Annotated in this window: 22 protein-coding genes; 7 read left to right on the forward strand and 15 right to left on the reverse strand. The window is 68.4% G+C overall.

Going from position 1 to position 21192, the window contains the following annotated elements:
- Positions 1 to 139: 139 nt before the first annotated feature.
- Both DQP57_RS20975 and DQP57_RS20980 read right to left on the reverse strand, forming a co-directional pair.
- Positions 140 to 1618, reverse strand: coding sequence for a sensor histidine kinase (locus DQP57_RS20975; protein WP_112634610.1), 1479 nt, complete (start codon positions 1616 to 1618; stop codon positions 140 to 142).
- A complete protein-coding gene (locus DQP57_RS20980; RefSeq protein ID WP_112634611.1) occupies positions 1615 to 2325 on the reverse strand; it encodes a response regulator transcription factor in 711 nt (236 codons plus the stop codon). The genes DQP57_RS20975 and DQP57_RS20980 overlap by 4 nt, the downstream gene beginning before the upstream one ends.
- A 273-nt stretch (positions 2326 to 2598) precedes the next feature.
- Between DQP57_RS20980 and DQP57_RS20985 the strand changes: the two genes are divergently transcribed.
- The 3 genes from DQP57_RS20985 to DQP57_RS20995 all read left to right on the forward strand — a co-directional run bounded on the left by DQP57_RS20985 (position 2599) and on the right by DQP57_RS20995 (position 4329).
- On the forward strand, positions 2599 to 2994 hold the full coding sequence (locus DQP57_RS20985) for a hypothetical protein (protein WP_112634612.1): 396 nt from the start codon (positions 2599 to 2601) through the stop codon (positions 2992 to 2994).
- 221 nt (positions 2995 to 3215) lie between these two features.
- Positions 3216 to 3833 (forward strand): TetR/AcrR family transcriptional regulator, encoded by a 618-nt coding sequence (locus DQP57_RS20990; RefSeq protein WP_165821863.1) that lies wholly within the window; start codon positions 3216 to 3218, stop codon positions 3831 to 3833.
- Positions 3834 to 3912: 79 nt separating this feature from the next.
- The gene (locus DQP57_RS20995) at positions 3913 to 4329 is read left to right on the forward strand and encodes a nitroreductase family deazaflavin-dependent oxidoreductase (protein ID WP_240631834.1); all 417 of its coding nucleotides are present in this window, start codon (positions 3913 to 3915) and stop codon (positions 4327 to 4329) included.
- Here the strand turns inward: DQP57_RS20995 and DQP57_RS21000 are convergent.
- The 3 genes from DQP57_RS21000 to DQP57_RS21010 are packed head-to-tail and all read right to left on the reverse strand — an operon-like array spanning position 4326 to position 6307.
- Positions 4326 to 4682 carry a DoxX family protein gene (locus DQP57_RS21000; RefSeq protein WP_112634615.1) on the reverse strand — a complete coding sequence of 119 codons (357 nt, stop codon included), beginning with the start codon at positions 4680 to 4682 and terminating at the stop codon, positions 4326 to 4328. The two genes, DQP57_RS20995 and DQP57_RS21000, sit on opposite strands and share 4 nt — an antisense overlap.
- A gap of 9 nt (positions 4683 to 4691) precedes the next feature.
- Positions 4692 to 5825: an SPFH domain-containing protein gene (locus DQP57_RS21005; protein ID WP_112634616.1), complete on the reverse strand. Its 1134-nt coding sequence runs from the start codon at positions 5823 to 5825 to the stop codon at positions 4692 to 4694.
- Positions 5826 to 5869: 44 nt separating this feature from the next.
- Complete coding sequence (locus tag DQP57_RS21010; protein ID WP_112634617.1) at positions 5870 to 6307, reverse strand: NfeD family protein; 438 nt, start codon at positions 6305 to 6307, stop codon at positions 5870 to 5872.
- Positions 6308 to 6364: 57 nt separating this feature from the next.
- On the opposite strand from DQP57_RS21010, the gene DQP57_RS21015 reads away from it, so the two are divergent.
- Positions 6365 to 7309 (forward strand): hypothetical protein, encoded by a 945-nt coding sequence (locus DQP57_RS21015; protein WP_112634618.1) that lies wholly within the window; start codon positions 6365 to 6367, stop codon positions 7307 to 7309.
- Between the two features lie 6 nt (positions 7310 to 7315).
- Here the strand turns inward: DQP57_RS21015 and DQP57_RS21020 are convergent, their stop codons facing one another.
- The 3 genes from DQP57_RS21020 to fabG1 are packed head-to-tail and all read right to left on the reverse strand — an operon-like array spanning position 7316 to position 9965.
- The gene (locus DQP57_RS21020; protein ID WP_112634619.1) at positions 7316 to 8347 is read right to left on the reverse strand and encodes a ferrochelatase; all 1032 of its coding nucleotides are present in this window, start codon (positions 8345 to 8347) and stop codon (positions 7316 to 7318) included.
- Between the two features lie 6 nt (positions 8348 to 8353).
- Positions 8354 to 9163 (reverse strand): NADH-dependent enoyl-ACP reductase InhA, encoded by an 810-nt coding sequence (gene inhA, locus DQP57_RS21025; protein WP_067097838.1) that lies wholly within the window; start codon positions 9161 to 9163, stop codon positions 8354 to 8356.
- Positions 9164 to 9197: 34 nt separating this feature from the next.
- Positions 9198 to 9965: a 3-oxoacyl-ACP reductase FabG1 gene (fabG1, locus tag DQP57_RS21030; protein ID WP_112634620.1), complete on the reverse strand. Its 768-nt coding sequence runs from the start codon at positions 9963 to 9965 to the stop codon at positions 9198 to 9200.
- Positions 9966 to 10123: 158 nt separating this feature from the next.
- Between fabG1 and DQP57_RS21035 the strand changes: the two genes are divergently transcribed.
- Positions 10124 to 10963 carry a hypothetical protein gene (locus DQP57_RS21035; RefSeq protein ID WP_112634633.1) on the forward strand — a complete coding sequence of 280 codons (840 nt, stop codon included), beginning with the start codon at positions 10124 to 10126 and terminating at the stop codon, positions 10961 to 10963.
- 78 nt (positions 10964 to 11041) lie between these two features.
- Here the strand turns inward: DQP57_RS21035 and DQP57_RS21040 are convergent, their stop codons facing one another.
- From DQP57_RS21040 to DQP57_RS21065, 6 genes are all read right to left on the reverse strand, one after another.
- The gene (locus DQP57_RS21040; protein WP_112634621.1) at positions 11042 to 12049 is read right to left on the reverse strand and encodes a VWA domain-containing protein; all 1008 of its coding nucleotides are present in this window, start codon (positions 12047 to 12049) and stop codon (positions 11042 to 11044) included.
- Positions 12046 to 12957: a DUF58 domain-containing protein gene (locus DQP57_RS21045; RefSeq protein ID WP_112634634.1), complete on the reverse strand. Its 912-nt coding sequence runs from the start codon at positions 12955 to 12957 to the stop codon at positions 12046 to 12048. Before DQP57_RS21045 ends, DQP57_RS21040 begins: the two co-directional genes overlap by 4 nt.
- A 38-nt stretch (positions 12958 to 12995) precedes the next feature.
- Positions 12996 to 14126, reverse strand: coding sequence for an AAA family ATPase (locus DQP57_RS21050; protein ID WP_112634622.1), 1131 nt, complete (start codon positions 14124 to 14126; stop codon positions 12996 to 12998).
- 139 nt (positions 14127 to 14265) lie between these two features.
- Complete coding sequence (gene ripB, locus DQP57_RS21055) at positions 14266 to 15003, reverse strand: NlpC/P60 family peptidoglycan endopeptidase RipB (RefSeq protein ID WP_112634623.1); 738 nt, start codon at positions 15001 to 15003, stop codon at positions 14266 to 14268.
- 25 nt (positions 15004 to 15028) lie between these two features.
- A complete protein-coding gene (gene ripA, locus DQP57_RS21060) occupies positions 15029 to 16477 on the reverse strand; it encodes an NlpC/P60 family peptidoglycan endopeptidase RipA (RefSeq protein ID WP_112634624.1) in 1449 nt (482 codons plus the stop codon).
- 237 nt (positions 16478 to 16714) lie between these two features.
- On the reverse strand, positions 16715 to 17257 hold the full coding sequence (locus tag DQP57_RS21065; protein ID WP_112634625.1) for a DUF6676 family protein: 543 nt from the start codon (positions 17255 to 17257) through the stop codon (positions 16715 to 16717).
- A 245-nt stretch (positions 17258 to 17502) separates the two neighbouring features.
- On the opposite strand from DQP57_RS21065, the gene DQP57_RS21070 reads away from it, so the two are divergent.
- Positions 17503 to 20316 carry an aconitate hydratase gene (locus DQP57_RS21070; RefSeq protein ID WP_112634626.1) on the forward strand — a complete coding sequence of 938 codons (2814 nt, stop codon included), beginning with the start codon at positions 17503 to 17505 and terminating at the stop codon, positions 20314 to 20316.
- A 23-nt stretch (positions 20317 to 20339) separates the two neighbouring features.
- Positions 20340 to 20909 (forward strand): TetR/AcrR family transcriptional regulator, encoded by a 570-nt coding sequence (locus DQP57_RS21075; protein WP_112634627.1) that lies wholly within the window; start codon positions 20340 to 20342, stop codon positions 20907 to 20909.
- Between the two features lie 51 nt (positions 20910 to 20960).
- On the opposite strand, the gene DQP57_RS21080 is transcribed toward DQP57_RS21075, so the two are convergent.
- Positions 20961 to 21170, reverse strand: a complete 210-nt coding sequence (locus DQP57_RS21080) for a helix-turn-helix domain-containing protein (protein ID WP_430919890.1) — start codon at positions 21168 to 21170, stop codon at positions 20961 to 20963.
- Positions 21171 to 21192: the final 22 nt, after the last annotated feature.

Here is a 21192-nt window from a genome sequence, read left to right on the forward strand (position 1 = left end):
CGCCCACTAAAGCCCCGGAGTCGCCGGGCCGTTCCATCCGGCCCCACCGCCGGGTTGGTGAGGCCGGTGCGCTAGCAGGCGTAAAACGGTGGCCGCCCCAATCATGCTCTTACGCAAGACTCTTGGGGCGGCCACTGCGCTACTCGTGCCCCCACTGGCGCGGCAGCGTGAGCCTGAACTGGGCGCCGCCCTCGTGGGGCAGGCACACCAAGTCACCGCCGTGGGCGCGCGCCAGCGCCCGCGCGATCGCCAGGCCCAGGCCGGCGCCGCCGTGGTCGCGGGCGCGCCCGGCGTCCAGGCGCACCAGCCGCTCGAAGATGTTGTCCCGCTGGTCTTCCGGGATGCCCGGCCCGGTGTCGGTGATGGTCACCTTCGCGATGCCATCGTCTGCGCGCAGGTCGACCGTGATGGCTCCGCCGGGTGGGGTATACCGTCGCGCGTTGTCGAGCAGGTTGGACACGATCTGCGACAGGCGGGTCGCATCGGCGTGGAGATTCAGCGTGGTCAAACCGGTGCGGCTGACGCTGATTTGCGGCGCCAGCATGGCGGCCCGGTCGGCTTCACCATCGAGGACGGCGGCCACGTCGACGTCGTGCAGCTGGAGCGCAAGCCCGGCGTCGATGCGGCTCAGGTCCAGCATGTCGGCGACCAGCCGGCCGGCGCGACGAGCGTCGGAGAGCAGCAGGCTCGCCCGACGGTATTGCCCGTCGTCGTCATGTTCGGAGGCGCCGTGGGCGAGCTGTTCGGCGGCGACCTGGATGCCGGCGATCGGGGTGCGCAGCTCGTGGGCGGCGTCGACGAGAAATCGCCGGGTTGCGGACTCGGCACGTTGCGCGGTGTCGGCGGCGTGCCGGGCGCGGTGCTCCGATGTTTCCAGTGCGTCCAGCATTCCGTCGAAAGCCCGTGCGGCACGGCCAAGTTCGGTGTTGGCGCGATCCGGGTGCAGTCGCCGGCCGCGGTCGCCGGTGGTGATGGCGTTGGCCAGCGCGGTGAGCCGGTCCAGTGGGCGCAGCGCCGCCCGGCTGACCGCAACCAGCAGCAGCGCCGCGAGCGCCAGGGTTGCCAGGCCGGCCCCGATCATCAGGCCGCGCAGCTGATGCGCGACTTGGGTGGTCTGTGTGGTGTCGGCGACCAGGATCACCCGGCTGCCGTCGGGCAGGGGGTGCACGATGGCCGTCGCGGTGGCATCCGGTGGCGGGCCGGGCGGCGGCGGAAGTGCGTATGGCGGTGGCGGATACGGCGGATAGGGCGGCGGGGGCGGATAGGGCGGCGGTGGCGGATACGGCGGCGGGGGCGGGTCGACCTCCCCGTCAGTCAGCTCGGGGCTGATCCCGCGGTCACCGTAGGCGCTGCCGTTGGCCGTGACGACGAGCGCCCGGATCCCGCCACCATTGAGTTCGGCAGCGAGCAGATCCGGTGAGGTGCGCGCGGCGCTCAACGCGTCGGCGCGCGATGTCGCGGCCAGCAGCCGGTCGTGCAGATTGCGTTGCGCCAGAACGCCAATGGTGATGTCGATGGTGACCCCGAGCACCACCAGCAGGACGGCTAGCAGCGCGAGCACCACCAGGGTCACGCGTCGCTGCAGCGACGGCGTCGGTGTCGTCGACGCGGCCGTCATGACCGCTCGGCCCGCACGCGGTAGCCGATGCCGCGCACGGTATGCAGGATCCGCGGCCCGTGCGCCTCCAGCTTGCGCCGCAGACCGCTGACGTGGACCTGCACCAGGTTGGGGTCGTAGGCGTCATAGCCCCACACCCCGTTCAGGATCTGACCCGCGCTGACGATCCGGCCCCGCTGCTCCACCAGGAACGACAGCACCCGCAGCTCGGTTGCGGTGAGATCCAGCGGGTGACCGCCGCGCGCCGCCACACCGGCGCCCAGATCCAGCGTGACGTCGCCCACCTGGATCACCTGGGACAGCCGTCCGCGACGGCGTAACACCGCGCCGACCCGTGACACCAGTTCGGCCAACTCGAACGGCTTGATGACGTAGTCGTCGGCCCCACCGTCGAGCCCGCGCAGCCGGTCCGGCAGCCCGTCGCGCGCCGTGATCAAGACGATCCCGACGTCACCCCATTCGCGGATCACGTCGATCAGTTCGAACCCGTCGCGTCCCGGCAGCATGACGTCGAGCACCACCAGGTCGGGCCGCATCCCGTCGAGGACCTCTTCCAGGCCGTCGCCGTCGCAGCGGGCATCGGTGTGATAGCCGACCTCGGTGAGCGCTTCGCCGACCATCTCCCGGATGGTTTCGGAGTCCTCGACGACCAACACCCGCGGCGTGCCGACGCTGAACTGGCCGGCCGCACGAAGGCAATCCGTCATGCCCCCATTGTCGGCGCCGGCCCTGAAACGAACCTGAAGGTGGCGTCCCAGCGATCGCGTTCGTCACCAAAGGCGAGGTATGTGGCAGTTGCCCGCCTCTGAGCGACAACCCCGTTCGGTGCCCAGGGGGTGCCCCGGCGACGCCGCGTTGTCGCTCGAAGGCGGGCAAAGGTGGTTGCCCTTTTGCCGGTGACGGCTGTGACGGTTGAGCACGCTCGCCAGCCGCCCGAATTCTTCAGATCCACTTCAGCCCGGGTTCTTAACCTCCGAGACATGACCACGAACGACGACATCAACACCAGTCCCCCGGCGCCGCCGCCGGTCGCCCACCCAGCACCGGAGCGACGCCGCTACCCCACCGGCGTGGTGATCGGCGCCGCAGTGGCGGGCGCGCTGCTCGGCGCGGTCGGCACCGTCACGGCGATCGCGTTCGCCTGGATCGTCAGCGTCGGGCCGCTCCCGCCGCCTCCCGGTCCGCCGCCGATGCTGGCGGCGCCGTTCCACGGGTCCCCGCCTCCTCCGCTGGGCGGACCCGCGCCGGGTGGGTTCGGATTTGCTCCGCCGCCCAGTCCGCCCGGACCCCCGCGTGGCTACTGGCCGCCGCCCCCGGGCGAGGGATTCCCGTCACCGGCCTCGCCGACGCCACCGTCGCCCGCGCCGCATCCCTGACCACCGAGCCTGTCGCCGTCACGATGCCCGAAATCGTGACGGCGACAGGCGTCGGGCCAGTGCCGTCTCGGTTATCCCGCCGCCGTCGAGAGCCACCCCGATCACCCACCGCGCCGGGCGCCGTACCGCCCCTGCCGCCGGCACCCCAGTCCTGAGGTACGTACGCGGCGGTCGGCCCGGAGCCTGCCACCGGTTGTAAACATCTGTTTATAATTGTGAACGTGCATTCACCACTACCGGATGACCGCACGGCCCGGGCGCGGATCCGGGACGAAGCGCTGCGTCTGTTCGCCCAGCGCGGCCCCGATGCGGTCACCCTGCGCGACATAGCGAACGCGGCGAGCGTTTCGCCGGCCCTGCTCATCAGGCATTACGGCTCGAAAGACGGGCTCGTCGAGATCGTCGACAATCACGTCGTCGCCACATTCGAAGTGCTGCTGACGAAGATGACCGAGCAGACCGCCGTGGTCGGGCTCGAGCCGACCGCAGTGCCGAGCCTGCTCGACGGCCTGGCCACTTACCTGCCGCCCGACTCGCCGATCCCGGCGTACCTGAGCCGGCTGCTGATCAACGGAGGGAGCGCCGGTTCGGCATTGTTCGACCGGCTATTCCGGCTCAGCCAAACCACTCTTAACGCGATGGTCGCGGTCGGCACCGCCAGCCGCGGTGCGGACGCAGCGGTGCGGGCGGCGTTTTTGCTTGTCAACGACCTCGCGGTGCTGACGCTGCGGCCCCGCCTCACCGAGGCACTCGGAGTGGATCCGCTCTCGGAGGAGGGAATGCGGCGGTGGGCCGGCGAGGTCTTCGCCATCTATCGCGAAGGACTTATCGGCAGATGAAGGAGAAATGAAGGTAAAGGTGTCCAACACAACCCTTTTCGTCAACGCCGGCGCACGCGTGCTGCGGTCGCGTCGCCTGATGCGCGCACCGATCTGGATCTATAAAGCCCGCGCGGGCGCGCTGTTCGGCTCGCGGATCTTGATGCTCGAGCACATCGGCCGCAAATCCGGTGAACCGCGCTTCGTGGTGCTGGAAGTTCTCGACCACTCGTCACCCGACACCTATGTGGTCGCGTCGGGCTTCGGTCGAAAAGCCCAGTGGTTCCGCAACATTGAAGCCAACCCGCGGGTGCGGGTCTACGCCGGCAGCCACGCGCCCAGAACGGCCACCGCGCGGGTGATGACCACGCCCGAAGCCGATCGCACCCTGGCCGCCTACCGCACCCGTCACCCCAAGGCGTGGGAGCGGATGCGCCCGGTGCTCGAAGAGACACTCGGCGTCCCGATCACCGACACCGACACCCCGCTGCCGCTGGTCGAGTTGCGCCTCGACTAGTTCTGGTCCGGCCCCTTGATCGTCATCGCGGCCACCAGCGCCAAGAACAGGGCGGCCGGAACGCCGTTGACGACTTTGTCGCGCACCCGCACGTGCGCGCCGAGGGCCAGCACGAAGTACAGCGTCAGCATCGCCGTCGTCAGCCGCGCCAGGGCCGGAAAACGGTTGACCGACAGCAATCCGACGGCCGCGGCCGCCTTCACCGCGGGCAGCACGGGCCGGACGTTCTCCGGCAGGCCCACGTCATCCAGCACCTTCTTGATCGGGGCCACCTGGACGCCGCACAGAACCGCGTCCACGGCGTGGAAGGCGCCAAGCGCCGCATAGGTCTTCGGTGAAGTCAACGCACTCATGCCGCAATCCTATGGAGTCAGCTCGCCGGCCGGGCCGTCCGCCGGCTGGCGCGCGATCGCCTCCGCCTTGGCCACCGCCTGGGCGATCGCCGGGTCGGTCTCGGTGGAGAACCAGTCGGCCACCTCGGCGTCGTCGTCGGCGCTGTGCTTGGGGGCGTCGTCGACGGGCGACGGCTGGAAGCGGAACACCCCGTCCTGGCCCGGCGTCCCCAGCAACTTGGTGAATCCCTGCAGCGCCGCGTTGAAGTCGCTGGGCACCACCCACACCTTGTTGGCGTCGCCGCGCGCCATCTCCGGCAGCGTCTGCAAATACTGGTAGGCCAGCATCTCCGGCGTGGGCCGGCCGGCCTTGATGGCGGCGAACGTCTTCTCGATGGCCTTGGCCTGCCCCTGCGCCTGCAGATAAGCCGCGGCGCGTTCACCCTGGGCACGCAGCATCCGGGACTGCCGGTCGGCCTCGGCGCCCAGGATCGCGGCCTGCTTGGCGCCCTCGGCCGCCAGGATCTGCGCCTGCTTCTGGCCCTCGGCCTCCTTGATCGCCGCCTCGCGCATACCTTCGGCGGTCAGAATCATCGCCCGCTTCTCGCGGTCGGCCTTCATCTGCTTCTCCATCGACGCCTGAATCGACGGCGGCGGATCGATGCTGCGCAACTCGACCCGGGCGACCCGCAACCCCCAGCGGCCGGTCGCCTCGTCGAGCACGCCGCGCAGCTGCCCGTTGATCTGGTCGCGCGACGTCAGCGTCTGCTCGAGCGTCATGCCGCCGACGACGTTGCGCAGCGTGGTGGTGGTGAGCTGCTCGACGCCGACGATGTAGTTGCTGATCTCGTAGACGGCCGCCTGGGGAACGGTGACCTGGAAGTAGACCACCGTGTCGATGTTGAGGGTCAGGTTGTCCTCGGTGATCACCGGCTGCGGCGGGAACGACACCACCCGCTCGCGCAGATCAACCCGGGCGCGAACCCGATCGATGAACGGCACCAACAACGTCAGCTGCCCGCTGACCGTGCGGCTGTATCGTCCCAGCCGTTCGATCACCGCGGCCTCCGCCTGAGGTATCAGCGCAACCGACTTGGCCACCACGACGATGGCGAAAATCACCAAGACGGCCAGCAGCACCAAACCAGCAACCGCACCTTGCATCGAACTTCCTCTCTCTACCAGTCGTTGGCGGCTTCGTCTCGCCGCTACAGACTGCTCCTGAAGACCACCGCCGTGGCGCCGTCGATCTGCATGACGGTGACCGGCTCGCCGGGTTCGTACACCTCGGCCTCGTTGAGCGGGCGCGCGGACCACACCTGGCCGTCGAGTTTGACCTGACCCGCATCGCGCGCGACCCGCTCGAGCACCAGCGCGGTTTTGCCCTGCAGCGCCTCGATTCCCAACCGCGGCGCCCCGCCCGGCGTCAGCCGGCGCTTCAGCGGCGGGCGGACCAACACCAGCAGCAGCACCGAGACGACCAGGAACACCGCGCCGTTCGCCCACACCGGAAAGTCGGTCACCCAACTGGTGAGCGCCGCGGCCAGTGCGCCCCCGCCGAGCATCACCAGAAACAAATGGCCGGTGAGCGCCTCCGCACCGGCCAGCACCAGCGCGAATATTAGCCAAAGCACCGCGGCGTGCATGCGGCAAGAATACGCGTGATCCGCCTTCGCCGGGCAAAACAACTACACTGCGTTCTCGTGTGGTGTCCCAGTGTTTCGCTGTCCCTGTGGGCCAATGCGTGGCTCGCCGGAAAGGCCGCGCCCGACGACGTCCTGGACGCGTTATCCGTCTGGGCGCCAAAGCAATCGGTGACCGCGTATGATGCGGTCGCCGCGGGCCACACCGGGCTGCCCTGGCCCGACGTGCACGACGCCGGAACGGTCACGCTGCTGCAGACACTGCGTGCCGCAATCGGCCGGCCGACCGCGGCGCCGGACGGCACAGGGTTGATGCGCGGATCGATCAACGTGATTTTGCCGGTGCCGGGTGACGTGCGCGGGCTGGCCCCCGGAACCCAGTTCGAGCGCGACGCGCTCGCGGCCGGCGAGGCCGTCATCATCGCCAACCCCCGAAACCCCGCCACCGCCGTCGGCCTGGTGCCCGAATTCTCCTATGAGGACGACGAGGACGTGCCGGAGGACTACGAGACGCGGCTTGCCGAACTGTGCGCGCTCACGTGGACCGTGTACTCGCTGCCGGGCGCACCCGTGCTGGACCATTACGAGCTCGGCGACGCGGAGTACACGCTGCGGTCGGCCGTGCGCTCGGCCGCCGATGCGCTGGGCGCCATCGGGCTGGGGGCCGCGGCATCCGACGTCGACGACCCGCGGGGCCTGGTCGAGCAACTCCTGGAATCCGCACGGCAGCACCGCATTCCCGACCACGCGCCGACGCGCGCGCTGCGGGTCCTGGAGAACGCCGCCCACGTCGACGCCATCATCGCGGTCAGCGCGGGACTGAGCCGATCCGACTCTCCGGACCGCTTCACCGCGCCCGTCGCCGCCGGCGTGGAACCCCTGGGAACCCAATCCTCTTCGGAGGCCCGCATTGCCAGCGACGCGCTGCGACCGCTCACCGCGGTGGTGCGTTCGGCGCGGATGGCGGCCGTGACCGCGATCCTGCATTCCGCCTGGGGCGATTGACCGTTTCTAGCGGCCGGCCGCGCAGTGCGGCGGGCGGCACGGCGCGCCGTTGACGCTGGCACCGCAACCGGGCACCGGGTCGGGTCCGGTCGTCCGCTCGGGCTCGCGCCCGTATCGCAATTCGTCGATCAGGTCCGCGGCCAGCTGCGCGAAACGCGGGTGGGCGTTGGGCGTCGACGCCCGCACCAGCGCCACGCCCGCCGCCTCGGCCTGGCCTGCCAGCTCGTTGTCGAGATCCCACACCACCTCGATGTGGTCGGCCACGAACCCGATCGGACAGACGATGACGGCTTCGGTCCCGGCCTGCGCCAGCGTGGCCAGGTGGTCGGCGACATCGGGCTCCAGCCAGGGCACCTGGGGCGGGCCCGAGCGCGACTGCCACGCCAGGTCGTAATCGGCATACCCGGCGGCGGCCGCCACAAGGCTTGCGGCATAGGCGACTTGGCGGCTGTACAGCCGCGGGCCCACGCGGTCGTCGGCGGCCACCGGAATGGAATGCGCGGTGAACACCAGCCGCGCGCCGGCCTGTTGCGCGGCGGTCAGCGCCCCCGAGGCCGCGCCGATGGTGTCGGCGAAGATCCGCACGAACCTCGGGTGGTCGAAATAGGGCCGCAGCTTGACCAATTCGGGCGCGTCCGGCCCGGCCGCCTCGCGCGCCCGGGCGATGTCCTCGACGTATTGCGTGCAGCTGGAATAGCCGCTCCACGCCGAGGTGGTGAACACCACGGCCCGACGAATTCCGTTGTCGCGCATCGTGGCGACGGTGTCCTCGACGTAGGGCTCCCAGTTGCGGTTGCCGAAATAGACCGGAAGGTCCAGGCCGCGGTTGCCCAGCTCGGCTTCCAATTGCGCCACCAGCGCGCGATTGATGTTGTTGATCGGCGACACCCCGCCGAAATGCAGGTAGTGCTGGGCGACGTCATCGAGGCGTTCCGGGGGCACGTTGCGGCCCCGGGTGACGTTCTCCAAGAACGGCCGAACCTGCTCCGGACCTTCCGGACCGCCGAAGGACAACAGCAGGACGGCGTCGAATTCCATTAGGCTTTACAGCAATTGGGTGCTTGCGCCGCCGTCGGCGTAGATGATGGTTCCCGTCGTCGCCGGCAGCCAGTCCGAGAGCAGCGCGCACACCGTCTTGGCGACCGGGGTCGGGTCCTTCATGTTCCAGCCGATGGGTGCGCGCTGATCCCAGCCCTCTTCGAGCAGCTGCATCTGCGCGCCGGCCTCTTCGCCGAGCGCCCCGCCGACGATCGCGCTCATCGCCAGCGTCCGGATCGGGCCCGCGGCAACGAGATTCGACCGCACGCCAAATTTGCCCGCCTCGCGCGCCACGAACCGGTTGACCGACTCCAGCGCGCTCTTGGCCACCGTCATCCAGTTGTAGGCCGGCATCGCCCGGCTGGGGTCGAAGTCCATACCCACGATGGAGCCGCCGGGATTCATGATCGGCAGCGTCGCCTTGGCCAGCGAGGCATACGAATACGCCGAGATGTGAATGCCTTTGGAGACATCCTCATACGGCGCGTCGAAGAACGGGTTGATGCCCATCCCCGTCTGTGGCATGAAGCCGATCGAGTGCACCACGCCGTCGAGCTTGTTGCCCTCGCCGATTTCGGCGGTCACCCGCTCGGCGAGCGAGTCCAGATGCTTTTCGTTCTGCACGTCGAGTTCGATCAGTGGCGCCTTCTCCGGCAGCCGGTCGGCGATGCGCTGAATCAGGCGCAACCGGTCGAACCCGGTCAGCACCAACTGCGCGCCCGCCTCCTGGGCCGCCTTGGCGATGTGAAACGCAATCGACGAATCGGTGATGATCCCCGAAATCAGAATCCGTTTGCCGTCGAGCAGTCCTGCCATGTCCGTCCTTAATGTCGATGTGTCGGGGCCGAAGTCAGTGGCCCATGCCCATGCCGCCGTCCACCGGGATGACCGCGCCGGCGATGTAGCTGGCGTCCTCGGACGCCAGGAAGCTGACCGCCCCGGCGACCTCCTCGGCGGTGCCGACCCGCTTGGCCGGGATGAAGTCCAGCGCGCCCTCCTGGATCCGCTCGTCGAGGGCGCGGGTCATCTCGGTGTCGATGTAGCCCGGCGCCACCACATTCGCGGTCACGTTGGCCTTGGACAGCTCCCGGGAGATCGAGCGGGCCATGCCGATCAGGCCGGCCTTGGCGGCCGCATAGTTGGCCTGGTTGCCGATGCCCCAGCTGCCCGACACCGACCCGATGAAGATGATCCGGCCGAAACGCTTGCGCTGCATGCTGCGTGAGGCGCGCTGGGCCACCCGGAAGGCCCCGGTGAGGTTGGCATTGATGACCTCCTCGAACCGCTCCTCGGTCATCCGGATGAGAAACGCGTCCTTGGAGATGCCGGCATTGGACACCAACACCTCGACCGGACCCTGGTGCTCCTCGACCTCCTTGAAGGCGCGGTCGACCGCGTCGTTGTCGGTGACGTCGCACACGACGCCGAACAACCCCTCGGGCGCCCCGGATCCGCGGTGCGTGACGGCCACCTTGTGGCCGTCGGCGGCCAGCCGCTGCGCGATCGCCAGCCCGATCCCCCGGTTTCCGCCGGTGACCAGGACTGAACGGGATACGAATGCCGGCTTGCCGCCGTTGGTGGCGGGCGTGGAGGTGTTCTCGGTGGCTGCGTCAGTCACCCGGCCAACTTATCGCCTCGGTGCGGCGGGACTGAAATCTCCCCCGGTTAGCACCGCGAGGGTAAGCAGGCTGCGACTTTCGGGCCGGATTTCCGCGGTGCGCTTACGCTCGCGGAGCGCTGTCGGTGTGGCGGAGCACACTTCCGCCCATGGCGGGCATGACAGGCCCCTTCTTGGGCAGCGAGGCCCTAGCCGCCGGCGCGGTAACTCCGCACGAGCTGCGCAGGCGGTATACGGCGCTGCACAAAGACGTGTACGTGGCCAGCGACCTCGAGCTGACGGCGGTGTTGCGCGCGAAGGCCTGCTGGTTGCGATCACGCCGGCGCGGCATACTCGCCGGCTTTTCGGCCTCGGCGCTGCACGGCTCGAAGTGGATCGACCCGGCGGTGCCCGCCGCGATCATCGACACCAACCGGTGGCCCGCGCCGGGCGTGCATGTGTGGGAAGAGCGGATCGAGGCAGACGAGATCACCGTCGTCGACAGCATGCGAGTCACCACGCCCGCTCGAACCGCGCTCGATTTGGCCAGGCGATGCCAGCTAGGTGCTGCGGTCGCTGCGGTCGACGCCCTCGTGCGGGCGACCGATGTGAAGATGGCCGACGTCGAGTTGCTGGTCGAGCGGTATCGCGGACGCCGAGGCATGAAGGCCGCTCGCGCCGCCCTCGAACTCGCCGACGGTGGAGCGCAGTCGCCCAAGGAGACCTGGCTACGCCTGCTGTTGATTGCGGCCGGCTTTCCCGCTCCCCAGACACAGATTCCAGTCCGCAACGAATGGGGCTGGGCAGAAGCCTATTTGGACATGGGCTGGGAGGACATCAAGGTGGCCGTGGAGTACGACGGCGATCAGCATCGATCGAGTCGCTATCAGTACGTCAAGGACATTCGCCGGCTGGAGACGATCGAGCGTCACGGGTGGATCGTCGTCCGGGTCATCGCAGAGCATCACCGCGACGAGATCATCCGCCGTGTGCGCGAGGCCCGCGCTTCGCGAGCGTAAGCCCACTGTGGAAATTCGGGCCGAAATTCGCAGTGCGCTTACGCTCGCGGATTCTGGAAGGGGCCACAACGGGCGGAACTAGGTCGGCAGGCGGCGGTTGATGAGCAGCGCCGCGAGCGCGGCCAGCGCCAACACCAGCGCGCCCAGCCGCACCCAGCCCACGCTGGCGTCACCCTTGATGGTCTCGTAGCCGATCTGCTGCTGCAGCGTCGCGTACACCGATTTCAGTTCCTGCAATGACGCCGCGCTGTAGGCGTTGCCGCCCGAGAGCTGGGCCACCTTCTTCAGGGTCTCGTCGTCGACGGGCACCGGCTGGCGCTGGTCGTTGATCTCGACGAACCCGTACGGGGTGCCGAACGAGATGGTCGAGATCGGCACGCCCTGGTCCTTGGCCGTGCGCGCGGCGGTGAAGGCGCCCTTGGGGTTGTCCGGGTTGGTCGGCATCGTCTCCTTGCCATCGGAGAACAACACGATGCGCGCCGGCGGCGGTTTGTCGCCGCCGCCGATCACCGCGCCGACCGTCGCGATGGCCTGCAGCGCGGTGAAGATGCCCTCCCCGGTGGCGGTGCGGTCGGCGAACTGCAGCTTGTCCAGCGCGGCCTTGGTCGATTCCCGGTTGGTCGTCGGCGAGACCAGCACCGTCGCGGTCCCCGCATAGGCGATCAGCCCGAGGTTGATGCCCGGCGTCAGCTCGTCGGCGAACTGCTTGGCGGCCTCCTGCGCGGCCGCCATCCGGTTGGGCGCGACATCGGTGGCGCGCATGGACTGCGAGACGTCGATGACCAGCATCACCACCGCGCGGTTGCGCGGAATCCGGACGTCGTTGGTGGGCCCGGCCATCGCGATGGTGAACAGCACCAGCGACGCCACCAGCAGGATCGCCGGGACGTGGCGCCAGGTCGAAGGCCGTTTGGGCGCAACGCTTTCCAGCAGCTCCATGTTGGCGAACCGGAGCATGCGCCGCTGGCGCGCCAGCTGCATCAGGATGTAGAGCGCGGCGAGCCCGACGACGACGAGCAAAAACAGGAAGAACCACGAATGTTCGAAGCCCGACAACGACATCGGGCCCAGGAGCGGCAATGTCACTGCCGCCCTGCCAATGCACCGCGCCGGCGGGATTCGACAAACCGCACGATGTCGGCGATCCAGTCGCGGTCGGTGCGCAGCGTCAGAATCGGGGCCCCGCAGCTCCGGATGGTGCGCGCCACCTCGGCGCGATGCGCCGCGGCGGCCTTGGCGAAATCGTCGCGCAGCTGCGCGTCGATGGTGAACTCGCGGGTGACGCCGGACTCGGCGTCCTGCAGCACGACGTCGCCGATGTCGGGCAGCTCGACGTCGCGCGGGTCGAGCACCTCCACGGCCAGCACCTCGTGGCGGGCGGCGACCGCCCGCAGCGGGCGCATCCAGTTGATCGGCCCGAGGAAGTCGCTGATGATCACCGCCATGCCGCGGCGGCGTTCCGGCCGGCGCAGGGCGTCGATCGCCGTCGCCAGGTCGCCGCGCACCCCGACCGGCGCCCGCGGCGTGGTGGCGATGGTGCGCAATAGCGTCTGCTCGTGCTGGCGACCGGAGCGGGCGGGCACCCGCGTGATGTTGGCCCCGGTGGAGACGATCGCCCCCAGCCGGTTACCGCCCCCGCTGTTGAGGAAGGTGATCGCGGCCGACGCCGCCACCGCCAGGTCGCGCTTCTCGCACCCCACGGTCCCGAAGTCCAGGCTGGCCGACATGTCGACCACCAGCCAGGTTTCCAGCTCCCGGTCGGCGATCATCTGCCGCACGTGCGGGTGCGTCGTGCGGGCGGTGACGGCCCAGTCCATCCGGCGGACGTCGTCGCCGGGCTGATACTCGCGCGACTCCCCAGGCTCGGAGCCGGGGCCCGGGATCAGCCCGAGGTGGTCGCCGTGCAGCACACCGTCGAGCTTGCGTTTGACGGTGAGCTCGAGGGTGCGCAGCGCCGCCGACAGCTTCGGGTCATCGATCTGGCCCCGCTGCATCGACGGCGGATGCACCACCGCCCGCCTGTTGGGATCGGTCACCGACCGCTGGCCGCGCCGGCGGGTTGCATCACCGGGGGCACCGAATGACCTTGCTGCGGAACGGCGTTCACCTGAGGCAGGGCCACCGTCTGCAGCACCCGGTTGATGACGATCTCCGGCGAGATCTCGTCGGCCAGCGCGTCGTAGGTGAGCACCAGCCGGTGGCGCAGCACGTCGGGAATGACGTCGACGACGTCTTGCGGGATCACGTAGTCACGGCCGCGGACCAGCGCCAGCGAACGCGACGCGGCGATGATGCCCAGCGACGCGCGCGGCGACGCCCCGAACGAGATCCACGTCTTGACGTCGTTCATGCCCAGCTGCTCGGGATGGCGGGTGGCGGTCACCACGCGCACCACGTAGTCCACCAGCGCGTGGTGGACGAAGACGTTGGCCGCGATGTCCTGCAGGCGCAACAGGTCGCCGGTGTTGAGGATCTGCTTGGGCTCCGGCGGGCGCACGCCCATCCGGTAGATGATCTCCCGCTCCTCCTCCGGCGACGGATAGCCGACATTGATCTTGAACAGGAAGCGGTCACGCTGGGCTTCGGGCAGCGGGTAGACACCCTCGTGCTCGATCGGGTTCTGCGTGGCCATCACCAGGAACGGGTTGGGCAGCGCGAAGGTCTTGCCGCCGATCGACACGTGGCGCTCCTGCATGACCTCCAGCAGCGCCGACTGCACCTTGGCCGGCGCGCGGTTGATCTCGTCGGCGAGCAGGAAGTTGACCACCACCGGGCCGAGCTCGGTGTCGAACTCCTCCTTGCCCTGGCGATAGATGCGGGTACCGATGATGTCGGTGGGCACCAGGTCCGGCGTGAACTGGATGCGCGCGAACGTCCCGCCGACCACCTTGGCGAACGTCTCGACGGCCAGCGTCTTGGCCACGCCGGGCACACCCTCGAGCAGGACGTGTCCCTTGGACAACAGGCCGACCAGCATGCGCTCCACGAGCTGGTCCTGGCCGACGATGATGCGTTTGACCTCGAAGATGGCGCGTTCCAGAGTCTGCACCTCGGCGGCCAGTCCGTTACCGCCGCCCGCCGGCGCTTCGTGAGCCGGGCCGGATTGCCCGCCCGGGCCCGAGTAACCGCTGGCGCCTGGCGGCGGCCCACCTGCTGATGTCATGAACTGCTACCTTCCACGGCTCAACCGACAAAGCTCAATCGGACACGACGCGCCCGCGTCCAACTATTCCAGGCCCGCCGAATTCCGTCGACGCTGGTGCACCCGCCCTGGGGGCGTGCCGGCCCGGACGCACCCGGGGTCAGTACTCGATGATCCTGGTCAGGAACGGTGTCATGCCGGGCTTCCGAACCGGGCTGACCGTAACCTTGGCGGCGCTGCCCGATGCCTCGAGCATCTGCCCGTTGCCCAGGTACATGGTGACGTGCTGGCTGCCGCCCGGGCCGTAGAAGATCAGGTCGCCGCGCCTGGCCTGATCCGGCGGAATGTGGCGCCCGGCGTTGTACTGGTCACCGGAGAACCGCGGGATCAGCACGCCGACCCCGGCGAAGCCGTAGCGCATCAACCCCGAGCAGTCGAAGCCGGTGATGTTGGCGCCGTCGCCGACGCCCTTGCTGGGGCCGTCCAGCGAGCCACCGCCCCACGAGTAGGGCACGCCCATCTGCGACCCCATCCGCTTGATCACGTACTCGATGGCCTGCCGGCCGTAGACCCGCGGGATCTTGCCGCCGGGGTTGGTGGGCGTGGCCGCGGCGGCGGGCGCGGGATCGCCCAGGATGTTGATCCCGAGACCGCCGAGAAATTGCCTGCCCAGGTCCATCGTCGTCTGGGTGGCCTGGGCGGTGGCCTGCAGCGAGGCGTTGGCGACGGCGAGCGGGTCTCCGGGGGCGCCGGCGCTGATCTGGGCCGGCAGGGTGGGGTCCCACTGGCCGGGGTCGGCCATGGCGAGGGGAGCCGGCGCCGCCACAGACAACATCAGCCCGGACACCACAGCGGTGATCCAGGCGAGATTGATGAGACGAAACCGGTTGCGGCGCATGGCTGTCCGTTCAGTGCTCACTCGATCACCACTCGATGTACCGGACCACGTAGGGCGTCATGCCGCTGGTGCGCACCGGGGCGACGCGCACCTTCAACCCGATGTCGGGGGCCTCGAGCATCTGGCCGTCGCCGAGGTAGATCGTCACGTGCTGGCTGCCGCCCGGGCCGTAGAAGATGACGTCGCCCCGGCGCATCTGGGAGGACGGGATCTTGCGGCCCAGGTTGTACTGCGAGCCGGAGTAGTGCGGCAGTTTGATGCCGACGCCGGCGAACGAGTACAGGACCAGGCCCGAACAGTCGAAGCCGGTGATGCCGGCCCCGGAGTCGATGCCCTTACTCGGGCCGGCCGCGTTGCCGCCGCCCCAGGAGTAGGGCACGCCGATCTGCGACATGCCGCGCCGGATCACGTATTCGGTGGCCTGCCGCCCGTAGACCCGGGGAATGCGTCCGCCGACCCCGCCCGGGGCGGCGTTGGTGATGCCGGTGTCATCGGGCTTGAGGATGCCCATCTGCTGCAGGAAGTTGCGGCCCAGCCCGGCGGTGACTTGAGTCGAGGTGGCCGAGATGCCGAGCACCTGGTTGATCACCGCGATCGGGTCGCCGGGGACGTTGGCGCTGGGGATCATCGGCAAGGTCGGGTCCCAGGCGCCGTCCCACTTGCGGCCCCCGGCCGACGGTGCCGGCGCGCCCGGCGTCCCGTTGTCCCACCGGTCGCCCGACGACGCAGCGCCGGACCCGCCGGCGCCCGCCGACCACTGCCGGGCGGCCTCGCGCTTGGCCGCCTCCAGCTTGACCTGAGCCTGATCCCGTTCGGCCGCAAGGCGAATGATGTCCTCGCGTTGCTGGTCGAACTTCTGCTTGGAGTTGGTCAGCGCCGCCACGGCGGCGTCCTGACTGGACTTGGCGTCGGCGGCGGCCTTGTCGGCGTTCCGCTTGGCCAGCCGCGCCGCCGATTCCTTGTTCACCTGCTCGGTGCGGGCCTGCTGCAGCTTGGCCATCACGGTCTGCGAGCTGGTGGTCAGGTTCTTGGCGGCGGCTTCGGTGGCGATGATGTCGTCGGGGCTGCTCGCCGTCAGGTAGCTGTTCGACGGGCCGTTCATATAGGTGGCCGCGGCGAAGGTGTCGAAGCGGCGCTGCGCACCGGCGATGGCGATGTTGGCGTCTTTGACCGCCTGCTGGCTGGCCTCTAGATCGTGCTCGGCGGTGGCCGCGTTGTCCCGCGCGGTCTCCACGTCGACGAGGGCCTTGTTGACGCTTTCCTGTTCGGTCTGGATTTCGGCGCTCAGGTTCTGCAGCCGCTGGTTGGCCTTGGCGACGTTGGCGATGAGGGCGGCCAGGTTGTCGGCGGTGGGATCGGCCTCCGCGAGGCCCGGCGTGGCGATCAGCAGGGCGAGGCTCAAAACGGATGGAACGATCGGCCGCACCAGCCTTGCGGCCGGTCGCGCAGAAGACCCCCAGCGTGTGCGTCTCATTCGACTCAGGTCTCCTAAGGCTCACGACGGGTGGCGCCAGCCACAGATTCCCCGAAAGGCGCCAAAGACAACACCAGCATCATTTGCACCGTACGTCACACCCGTGGGCGTGCAAACGCTCCACCGAAATCGCACTCTCTACGTGCGTTTACTGTGACCGAACGGTGACCTGGCCGGTTTGCCACACGGCCGAGCGAGGAAGTATTCGGGGCGGTCCGGCCGCACCGATATGCGCGCCTAGGCCGTGTTGGTGGGCGTCACTTCCTCCGCACCGGTCGAAAGATCCGGCGTTGCTGAACGCCGACCGCGCACTTGCAGGAGACGCGTCGCGACGGCCGCCGCGAACACCGCAATCAACAGGAAAATCGTCAGGCCGGTCCAGGGAAACTCCGGCGTGTCGAGCTCGTGCAGGAAATGCTGCGCGGAGACCACCGGGTTGCCGGTCTTGGCGATGTCCTCGCCGGCCTCGAGCGTCACGCGCGGGAACTGGGTGCTGTAGCTCCCGACGTAGCTCGGGCTCAGCGTCAGCACCGTCGCATCGTGATAGTCCGCACCGACCACCGTCGAGATGTCGCGCAACGGGGTGTCGTTCGGCGGGTTGTGGTCGAGCAGCACGATCTTGAGGTTGATGCCCTCGGCATGCGCCTGGTTGACCACATCGAGCAGTCCGGGCATCGCGGCGGGCGGGGCGCTGACGCCGGTGGCGGCGACCTGAGCCTTGACCATCGTCATGTCGACGTCCACCGGAATGTAGAGCGGCAGCATCTGTTGCCCGGTCATCGCGTCCTTCCTACTGCGCCGTCACGCCAGCGTGACTCTCGGCCTCGGCGGTCACTCTAGTGTGACGCCCCACGGGCGCGGCACCGTCCGCGACTTCACCGTCGAGGGTTTAAACCGGCGGCCGCGGCGACAAGACTGAAGTCAGGAGTGCCCTCGTAATGCAGGACAAGCGTACTGTTAAAGTTGGCACGGCACCGCCGACACGGCCCGTCGCGGTGGGAGAACTAAAGACTCTGGGAGTTGAAGTGACTGATTCTGTGAATTCGTTCGAAGCCCGCGACACGCTGAAGGTCGGCGACCAGAGTTACGAAATCTATCGCCTAGACGCCGTCCCCAACACCGAGAAGCTCCCCTACAGCCTGAAGGTGCTGGCCGAAAACCTGCTGCGCAACGAAGACGGCAGCAACATCACCAAAGACCACATCGAGGCCATCGCGAACTGGGATCCCAAGGCGGAACCCAGCATTGAGATCCAGTACACCCCCGCCCGCGTGGTGATGCAGGACTTCACCGGTGTGCCGTGCATCGTCGACCTGGCCACCATGCGCGAGGCCATCGGCGACCTCGGCGGCAAACCGGACAAGGTCAACCCGCTGGCCCCCGCCGACCTGGTGATCGACCACTCCGTGATCGCCGACCTGTTTGGCACCGCCGACGCGTTCGAGCGCAACGTCGAGATCGAGTACGAGCGCAACGGCGAGCGCTACCAGTTCCTGCGCTGGGGCCAGGGCGCGTTCCAGGACTTCAAGGTGGTGCCCCCGGGCACCGGCATTGTGCACCAGGTCAACATCGAATACCTGGCCAGCGTGGTGATGTCCCGCGACGGCGTGGCCTACCCCGACACGTGTGTGGGCACCGACTCGCACACCACCATGGTCAACGGCCTGGGCGTGCTGGGCTGGGGCGTCGGCGGTATCGAGGCCGAGGCCGCGATGCTGGGTCAGCCGGTGTCGATGCTGATCCCGCGGGTCGTCGGCTTCAAGCTGACCGGCGAGATCCAGGCGGGCGTCACGGCCACCGACGTCGTGCTGACCGTCACCGAGATGCTGCGCAAGCACGGCGTCGTCGGCAAGTTCGTCGAGTTCTACGGCAAGGGTGTGTCGGAGGTGCCGCTGGCCAACCGCGCCACTTTGGGCAACATGAGCCCCGAATTCGGTTCCACCGCAGCAATTTTCCCGATCGACGAGGAGACCATCTCCTACCTGAAGTTCACCGGCCGCAGCGACGAGCAGCTGGCGCTGGTGGAGGCCTACGCCAAAGAACAGGGCATGTGGCACAACCCCGACCACGAGCCGGTGTTCTCCGAGTACCTCGAGCTCGACCTGTCCACGGTGGTGCCGTCGATCGCCGGACCCAAGCGCCCGCAGGACCGAATTCAGTTGTCGGAAGCCAAGTCCACGTTCCGCGAGCAGATCCTCAGCTACGTCGACGGCGACGAGGACGGCCAGCAGGGCTATTCGAAACTGGACGAGTCGGTCGACGAGACCTTCCCGGCCAGCGATCCGGGCGCGGTGTCGAACGGACACGCCGACGACCGGCCCGTCGTGCAGTCGGCCGCCGCGCACGCCAAGGGCCGGCCGAGCAACCCGGTCCAGGTGCGCTCCGACGAGCGTGGCGAATTCGTGCTCGACCACGGCGCGGTGGTGATCGCCGCGATCACGTCGTGCACCAACACCTCCAACCCCGAGGTGATGCTGGGCGCGGCGCTGTTGGCCCGCAACGCCGTTGAGAAGGGGCTGGCGTCCAAGCCGTGGGTGAAGACCACCATGGCGCCCGGCTCGCAGGTGGTCAACGACTACTACGACAAGGCCGGCCTGTGGCCGTACCTGGAGAAGCTCGGCTTCTACCTGGTCGGCTACGGCTGCACCACCTGCATCGGTAACTCCGGTCCGCTGCCCGAGGAAATCTCGAAGGCCATCAACGACAACGACCTTTCGGTGACCGCGGTGCTGTCGGGCAACCGGAACTTCGAGGGCCGCATCAACCCCGACGTCAAGATGAACTACCTGGCGTCGCCGCCGCTGGTGGTGGCCTACGCGCTGGCCGGCACCATGGACTTCGACTTCGACGAGCAGCCGCTGGGCCAGGACAAGGAGGGCAATGACGTCTTCCTGAAAGACATTTGGCCCTCCCAGAAGGACGTTTCCGACACCATCGCCTCGGCGATCAACTCCGAAATGTTCACCAAGAACTACGCCGACGTGTTCAAGGGCGACGAACGCTGGCGCAACCTGCCGACGCCCAGCGGCAACACCTTTGAGTGGAACGCGGATTCGACCTACGTCCGCAAGCCCCCGTACTTCGAGGGCATGCCGGCCGAGCCCGAGCCGGTCAGCGACATCACCGGAGCCCGGGTGCTGGCGCTGCTGGGCGACTCGGTGACCACCGACCACATCTCCCCCGCCAGCAGCATCAAGCCGGGCACCCCCGCGGCGCAATACCTCGACGAGCACGGCGTGGAGCGCAAGGACTACAACTCCTTTGGCTCGCGGCGCGGCAACCACGAGGTGATGATCCGCGGCACCTTCGCCAACATCAGGTTGCGTAACCTGCTGCTCGACGACGTGTCCGGCGGCTACACCCGCGACTTCACCCAGGACGACGGGCCCCAGGCGTTCATCTACGACGCGGCGCAAAACTATGCGGCACAAGACATTCCGCTGGTGGTGCTGGGTGGCAAGGAATACGGTTCCGGCTCGTCGCGGGACTGGGCCGCCAAGGGTACCCGCCTGCTGGGCGTGCGCGCGGTGATCGCCGAGTCGTTCGAGCGCATCCACCGCTCCAACCTGATCGGCATGGGTGTGATCCCGTTGCAGTTCCCCGACGGCAAGTCCGCCACGGATCTGGGGCTGGACGGCACCGAGGTCTTCGACATCACCGGCATCGAAGAGCTCAACGACGGCAAGACGCCGAAGACGGTGAAGGTCAAGGCAAGTAAGGATGGAAACGACGTCGAATTCGACGCGGTGGTGCGCATCGACACCCCCGGTGAGGCCGACTACTACCGCAACGGCGGCATCCTGCAGTACGTGCTGCGCAACATGCTCAAGTCGGGTTAACCCCAACCCAATCCGATCATCTGATGCCAAAGGTCAGCGAGGACCATCTGGCGGCTCGCCGCCGCCAGATCCTCGACGGCGCCCGCCGCTGCTTCGCCGAATACGGCTATGAGCAAGCGACGGTGCGCCGGTTGGAGAAGGCGATCGGAATGTCGCGCGGCGCGATCTTCCACCACTTCCGGGACAAGGACGCGCTGTTCTTCGCGCTGGCCCACGAGGACGCCGAGCGGATGGCCGACGTGGCTTCGCGCGCGGGACTCATCCAGGTGATGCGCGACATGCTGGCCGCGCCGGAGCAGTTCGATTGGCTGGCAACCAGATTGGAGATCGCGCGCAAACTGCGCAACGATCCCGCGTTCAGCCAAGGATGGGCGGAGCGGTCCGCCGAGCTGCGCGCGGCCACCACCGATCGGCTGCGTCGGCAGATGGAGGCACACCGGGTGCGCGACGACGTGCCCGGGGACGTGCTGCAGTGCTATCTGGAATTGGTGCTCGACGGCCTGGTGGCCCGGTCGGCGTCCGGCGAGGATCCGCGGCGACTATCCGCGGTCCTCGACCTGGTGGAAAACTCGGTGCGCCGCAACGATTCTTAGGACGCGATCGTAACGTCACTGCGAACAAGGGGACGAGATTTCGCAGTGACGCTACGCCCGCGCGGTTTTGGCGGTCCGGTTGGGGCCGCCGCGGCTGCGCATCGTGGTGCCCGACTCCCGCAGCAGGCTATGGATCGACCCATACGACCTCCCGGTCGTGGCGACCAGAGTCCGGATACTGGCGCCGCCTTCGTAGGCGTGGCGCAGCTCGTCCAGCAACTGGTCGCGTGCCTTGGCCGACCTTTGCAGTGTTCTCTTCATGGCTCCTCCGACGCGGGACACG

Source organism: Mycobacterium colombiense (genome assembly GCF_003284935.1).
GTDB classification, from domain to species: Bacteria; Actinomycetota; Actinomycetes; order Mycobacteriales; family Mycobacteriaceae; genus Mycobacterium; species Mycobacterium arosiense_A.

Excerpts from the sequence above, each read along its gene's own strand:
- ripA (WP_112634624.1), bottom strand. The coding sequence starts at position 16,477 with ATGAGACGCACACGCTGGGGGTCTTCTGCGCGACCGGCCGCAAGGCTG.
- DQP57_RS21000 (WP_112634615.1), bottom strand. The coding sequence starts at position 4,682 with ATGAGTGCGTTGACTTCACCGAAGACCTATGCGGCGCTTGGCGCCTTC.
- DQP57_RS21080 (WP_430919890.1), bottom strand. The coding sequence starts at position 21,170 with ATGAAGAGAACACTGCAAAGGTCGGCCAAGGCACGCGACCAGTTGCTG.
- DQP57_RS21010 (WP_112634617.1), bottom strand. The coding sequence starts at position 6,307 with ATGCACGCCGCGGTGCTTTGGCTAATATTCGCGCTGGTGCTGGCCGGT.
- DQP57_RS21075 (WP_112634627.1), top strand. The coding sequence starts at position 20,340 with ATGCCAAAGGTCAGCGAGGACCATCTGGCGGCTCGCCGCCGCCAGATC.
- DQP57_RS20975 (WP_112634610.1), bottom strand. The coding sequence starts at position 1,618 with ATGACGGCCGCGTCGACGACACCGACGCCGTCGCTGCAGCGACGCGTG.
- DQP57_RS21045 (WP_112634634.1), bottom strand. The coding sequence starts at position 12,957 with ATGCAGCGGGGCCAGATCGATGACCCGAAGCTGTCGGCGGCGCTGCGC.
- DQP57_RS21005 (WP_112634616.1), bottom strand. The coding sequence starts at position 5,825 with ATGCAAGGTGCGGTTGCTGGTTTGGTGCTGCTGGCCGTCTTGGTGATT.
- DQP57_RS21020 (WP_112634619.1), bottom strand. The coding sequence starts at position 8,347 with ATGGAATTCGACGCCGTCCTGCTGTTGTCCTTCGGCGGTCCGGAAGGT.
- DQP57_RS20985 (WP_112634612.1), top strand. The coding sequence starts at position 2,599 with ATGACCACGAACGACGACATCAACACCAGTCCCCCGGCGCCGCCGCCG.
- DQP57_RS21065 (WP_112634625.1), bottom strand. The coding sequence starts at position 17,257 with ATGACCGGGCAACAGATGCTGCCGCTCTACATTCCGGTGGACGTCGAC.
- DQP57_RS21035 (WP_112634633.1), top strand. The coding sequence starts at position 10,124 with ATGACAGGCCCCTTCTTGGGCAGCGAGGCCCTAGCCGCCGGCGCGGTA.
- inhA (WP_067097838.1), bottom strand. The coding sequence starts at position 9,163 with ATGGCAGGACTGCTCGACGGCAAACGGATTCTGATTTCGGGGATCATC.
- DQP57_RS20980 (WP_112634611.1), bottom strand. The coding sequence starts at position 2,325 with ATGACGGATTGCCTTCGTGCGGCCGGCCAGTTCAGCGTCGGCACGCCG.
- DQP57_RS21050 (WP_112634622.1), bottom strand. The coding sequence starts at position 14,126 with ATGACATCAGCAGGTGGGCCGCCGCCAGGCGCCAGCGGTTACTCGGGC.
- DQP57_RS20995 (WP_240631834.1), top strand. The coding sequence starts at position 3,913 with ATGCGCGCACCGATCTGGATCTATAAAGCCCGCGCGGGCGCGCTGTTC.
- ripB (WP_112634623.1), bottom strand. The coding sequence starts at position 15,003 with ATGCGCCGCAACCGGTTTCGTCTCATCAATCTCGCCTGGATCACCGCT.